This is a genomic window from Nocardioides sp., from assembly GCF_036401255.1.
Taxonomy (GTDB): Bacteria; Actinomycetota; Actinomycetes; order Propionibacteriales; family Nocardioidaceae; genus Nocardioides.
Map to the genome: position 1 here is coordinate 1 of NZ_DASWVI010000075.1, position 3,823 is coordinate 3,823.

Annotated in this window: 4 protein-coding genes; 2 read left to right on the forward strand and 2 right to left on the reverse strand. The window is 70.0% G+C overall.

Going from position 1 to position 3,823, the window contains the following annotated elements:
• A partial coding sequence (locus tag VGD85_RS03495) for an asparaginase (protein WP_331062060.1) occupies positions 1–241 on the reverse strand: 241 nt, incomplete at its 3' end.
• Between the two features lie 46 nt (positions 242–287).
• Between VGD85_RS03495 and cysC the strand changes: the two genes are divergently transcribed.
• Together cysC and VGD85_RS03505 are read left to right on the forward strand one after the other, a co-directional pair.
• Positions 288–2,240, forward strand: a complete 1,953-nt coding sequence (gene cysC, locus VGD85_RS03500) for an adenylyl-sulfate kinase (RefSeq protein WP_331062063.1) — start codon at positions 288–290, stop codon at positions 2,238–2,240.
• Between the two features lie 49 nt (positions 2,241–2,289).
• Entirely contained in the window at positions 2,290–3,279 is a 990-nt protein-coding gene (locus VGD85_RS03505) for a sulfite exporter TauE/SafE family protein (protein ID WP_331062061.1), read from the forward strand.
• Between the two features lie 33 nt (positions 3,280–3,312).
• Here the strand turns inward: VGD85_RS03505 and VGD85_RS03510 are convergent.
• On the reverse strand, positions 3,313–3,823 hold a 511-nt coding region (locus VGD85_RS03510; protein ID WP_331062062.1), incomplete at its 5' end, for a UDP binding domain-containing protein.

Sequence of the window (3,823 nt, forward strand, 5' to 3'; positions counted from 1 at the left end):
ACGGCTCACCGGAGTGCGACGCGCACGCCAGCGCGAGCAGGTCCGGCGGCAGGTCCAGGCCCGCCCGGACCATGCCCAGCGCCTGGATCGGCTTGTTGCACGAGCGCGGGAGGATCGGCACGTCGACCTGCCCGACCGACCAGTCGACGGATCCGTCGGCCGCGAGCGCGACCACGGACCCGTAGTGATGGCCCTCCACGAACCCGGACCGGACGACCTCTGCGACGACGGGATAAGACATGCCCGCAGATTAACTTCAGTGGGATGGCACGATTACTCCCGTGCCGATGCCCTCCGTCCCGCAGTACTGCCCGACGCCCCGCGAGCTCGACGACCTCGAGCTGCTGGTGACCGGTGCCCTCGTGCCGACGGTCGCGTTCGACGAGCCCGGCAGCCCGGTGACGCTCACCCTCCCCGACGAGGTGGCCGCGGCGGCGACCACCGCCGGCGCCGTCGAGCTGGTCGACCCCGAGGGCCTGCCGCTCGCGCACGTCGAGGTCCCCGGCGGCACGATCGAGCCCCTGACGCACACCCAGTACGGACCGTTCCGCCGCTACTACCTCACCCCGGCCCAGACCCGGCAGCAGTACGCCGGGCGCACCTTCGTGCCGGTCGTCGACGCGCTGACCCTCCCCCAGCTGGAGGTGCTCGCGACCGTCGGCCCGCTCGTGCTGCTGCCGCTGGTCGGCCACGGCACCCCCGAGCTGTCACCGGTGGCGCTGATCCGGGCGACGATCGCGGCCGCGGCGCACCTGCCGCAGGCCGACGTGGTCGCGATCCCGCTGGCCACCCACGGCGACGCGGACGTCGACCACGACCTCGGGCTCCAGGTCGTCGGCAACTACGCCGGCGACGACCCGCTCGTCGGCGTCAGCGACGACCCGGACGGCGACTACCCGCCCGAGGTCGCCGAGATCGTCGCGTTCGACCGGCCCGCGCCCGACGAGCAGGGGCTGGTGCTGTTCTTCACCGGCCTGTCCGGCAGCGGCAAGTCCACGCTCGCCCGGGCCCTCATGGACCGACTCCTCGAGCACGGCGGCCGCACGCTCACGAGCCTCGACGGCGACGTCGTACGCCGCAACCTCTCCGCGGGCCTGACCTTCTCCAAGGAGGACCGCGAGACCAACATCCGCCGGATCGGCTGGGTCGCCGCTGAGATCTCCCGCCACGGCGGAGTCGCGGTCTGCAGCCCGATCGCGCCGTTCGACGAGACCCGCCAGCAGGTGCGTGCGATGGTCCGCGACGCCGGCGGCGCGTTCTTCCTCGTCCACGTCGCCACCCCGCTCGAGGAGTGCGAGCGCCGCGACCGCAAGGGCCTCTACGCCAAGGCGCGCCGCGGCGAGATCCCCGAGTTCACCGGCATCTCGTCGCCCTACGAGGAGCCCGAGGACGCCGACGTCCGCGTCGACACCACCGGCCGCAGCATCGACGACGCCCTTGACGACGTCCTCCAGGCCCTCCGCGCCTCCGGCAACCTCGACCTCACCGACGAGACCCCGGTGGTCGCCGAAGACGCACCCCCGGTGGTTGAGGAAGGCGCGCTAGCGCCTGTCTCGAAACCACCGGCCACCGAGACGACCCCGGTGGTCGAGCAGCAAGCGTCGGGGACCACCGCTCTCGGTGGTCGAGTAGCGAGCGCCAGCGAGCGTATCGAGACCCCCACAGCCACCCCAGCGCCCCGAGCGTCTCGCCCCACCCCCCTGCGCGTCCTCTATGTCTGTACGGCGAACATCTGCCGCTCGCCGTTCATGGAGCTCTACTCCCGCCACCTGGCCGGCCCGGGCACGCACGTGACGTTCTCGAGTGCGGGCACGCACGGCTTCGTCGGCCGCGAGATGGACCCGACGATGGCCGCGACCCTAACCGCGCGCGGCGTGGCCGGCGTCGGCCGGTTCCGCAGTCGGCCGTTCTCCAGCGACCTGATGCCGCACGCCGACCTGGTGCTGACCGCCGAGTCGGTCCACCGGCAGTTCCTCCTCGACGACCACCCGGCCAGCTTCCGCACGGTGCTGACGCTCGGGCAGTTCGCCGAGGCCGTCCGTACGTCGGGCGACGACCTCGCCGGTCACGACCTGCTGGCCGCGGTGGCCGAGCGGCGTGGCCAGGCCGACCCGGCCCTCGACGTCGCCGACCCCTACGGCCAGGGACCCGAGGTGGCCGCCATGTGTGCGGACGCACTCGAGGAGCTGCTGCGCGTCGTCGTCCCCGCCCTCACCGGAACCAGGAAGATCGCCCTATGACCCCCGCCCGACCCCGACCGCTTCGCGCCCGAGTCGGTGGGGCTCGCCCATGAACGACCTCGTCACCACGACGTTCTTCTCGATCCTCGCGGCCGGCTTCGTCGTCGGCGTCGTCGTCGGCCTGACCGGCATGGGCGGCGGTGCGCTGATGACGCCCGCGCTGATCTTCCTCGGCGTCGGCGACGCGGCGACCGTGGTCACCGCCGACCTGACCGCGGCTGCGGTCTACAAGACCGGCGGCGCGCTGGTGCACTCCCGACAGGGCTCGCCGAACTTCGCGCTCGCGAAGTGGCTGATCATCGGCTCGGTCCCGATGGCGCTCCTGGGCCCGTGGCTGATCCATCAGATCGCGGGCGAGGAACCCGAGTCGGTCGACACCCTCCTCAAGGAGGCGATCGGCTTCGCGCTGCTGCTCGCCGCCGCGACGTACGCCCTGCGCCTCTACATCAACCTGCGCCGGGTCCGCGGGGGCGCCGCCAACGCCGACCCCAACCCGCCGATCCGGCCACTGGTGACCCTCGCGGTCGGCGCCCTGGGCGGCCTCCTGGTCGGCGTGACGAGCGTCGGCTCGGGCTCGGTGATCATGATCGCGCTGCTGATGCTCTACCCCGGTCTGTCGGCGGTGAAGCTGGTCGGCACCGACCTCGTCCAGGCGGTGCCGCTCGTGCTGGCGGCCGCGATCTCCAACATCGTCATCAACGGCCTAGACTGGGAGATCCTGATCCCGCTGATCCTCGGGTCGGTGCCCGGCACCATCATCGGCAGCCGGATCGCCCCGCGGGTGCCGCAATCGGTGATCCGGCGCGGCATCGTCATCGTGCTGACGATGTCCAGCGTCGCGCTGCTCGACAAGTCGGGCTGGGCGCCGCTCGGCAAGGACGAGACCCACCCGGTGCTGATCGCCGTGATCGGGCTGGTCCTGCTGGTCACGCTGCCGATCATCTGGGGTTTCCTGCGCAAGGGCCAGGGGCTCCCGATGTTCGGCGCGCCGACGGTCGCCGAGCTCGACGACACCAACTTCCGCAGACCGCGGCACTGACCCGTAGCCATGGCGCTCGCGGGGTCAGCCCCGTCAGTCTCGGCCGAACAGGTCGCGCGTATAGATCTTGTGTTCAACGTCGGCTAGCACGTCGGTGCGTCGATTCACAACGATGACATCGGCGAGCGCCTTGAACTCGTCCAGGTCGCGAATGATCCTGGAATTGAAGAACCTGTCACCCTCGAGCATCGGTTCATAGACCACGACGTCTACGCCTCGGGCTTTGATGCGTTTCATCACACCCTGGATGGAGGACATCCGGTAGTTGTCAGATCCTGCCTTCATGATCAGCCTATAGATCCCAACCGTCTTCGGGCGCCGACGTAGCACGTCGTTGGCGATGAAGTCCTTGCGAGTAGTGTTTGCTTCGACGATCGCACTGATCAGGTTCTGCGGGACATACCGATAGTTGGCGTGGAGTTGCTTCGTGTCCTTTGGGAGGCAATAGCCGCCGTAACCGAAGCTCGGATTGTTGTAGTGGTCTCCGATGCGCGGGTCGAGGCTGACTCCCTGGATGATATGCGCTGAGTCAAGCCCGTAGGTT